The sequence below is a fragment of the Streptomyces actuosus genome, assembly GCF_016921115.1.
GTDB classification, from domain to species: Bacteria; Actinomycetota; Actinomycetes; order Streptomycetales; family Streptomycetaceae; genus Streptomyces; species Streptomyces actuosus_A.
In genome coordinates, this window is record NZ_JAFFZS010000115.1 from 1 (window position 1) to 1,045 (window position 1,045).

Sequence of the window (1,045 nt, forward strand, 5' to 3'; positions counted from 1 at the left end):
CTAGTAGTGCTTGGTCAGGTTGGTGTGTGGGTGGGTATGTCGCGGTGGCAGGTGGGGCAGGCGCCGGTCCAGGTCGCGAGGAGTGTCTGCAGCTCGCGGACGACGTGGTAGAGGCTCAGGCCGGCGCCGTGTCTTTTGGGGCCCGGGCCAGTCGTTGCAGGGTGCAGAAGGCGTGCGCGACGGAGACGAGGGTGACGTGGTGGTGCCATCCGTTCCAGGTGCGGCCCTCGAAGTGGGCCAGGCCCAGGGCCTGCTTCATCTCCCGGTAGTCGTGCTCGATGCGCCAGCGGAGCTTGGCGAGCCGGACCAGGGTGGTCAGCGGGGTGTCGGAGGGCAGGTCGGACAGCCAGAACTGGATCGGCTCGGCCTCGGCGGCGGGCCATTCGGCCAGCAGCCAGCATTCGGGCAGTTCCGGGCCGTCGGTGGCCTGGCGGACCTCGCGTCCGGCGGGCCGGATGCGCAGGGCCACGAAGCGGGAGTACATGCGCTTGCGGCCCGAGCGGCCGGTGCCGGGCCGGGAGCCCTCCCGCCACTGCACCGGCCGGGCCGCCTTCCGTCCCGCCACGATGACCAGCTCCTTCACTGACCGTGGCCTCTCGGGATACTTCGCCACCGGTGGGCGTCCGGTCCCGGAGTACGGCTCGGCCACCGGCACCGCGTCGGCGGGCTGGGCTGTGAGCGTGGTGGAGACGCCCACCACGTAGTTCATGCCGCGGGCCTGCACTCCGTGCCGGAACGCGGCGGCGTCGCCGTATCCGGCGTCCGCAACGACCAGCGGCACCTCGATGCCCCAAGAGCGGGTCTCATCGAGCATGTCCAGGGCCAGCTGCCACTTCTCCACATGCCCGATATCGTCCGGGATGCCGCAGGCGGTGCGGCGGGCGACCTTGGCCGCATCGGCCTTCGGCGAGGCGGGATCCCAGGTCTGGGGCAAGAACAGCCGCCAGTTGACCGCTGCCGAGGCGTGGTCGGACGCGAGGTGGAGCGAGACGCCGACCTGGCAGTTGGTGACCTTGCCCGCGGTGCCGGTGTACTGCCGCGACAC

At 71.3% G+C, this 1,045-nt stretch carries 1 protein-coding gene; it reads right to left on the reverse strand.

Going from position 1 to position 1,045, the window contains the following annotated elements; translation table 11 throughout:
* Positions 1 to 115 precede the first annotated feature (115 nt).
* Positions 116 to 1,045, reverse strand: a 930-nt coding sequence (locus JS756_RS35820; RefSeq protein WP_205387441.1) for an IS701 family transposase, incomplete at its 5' end; no start/stop codon positions are given.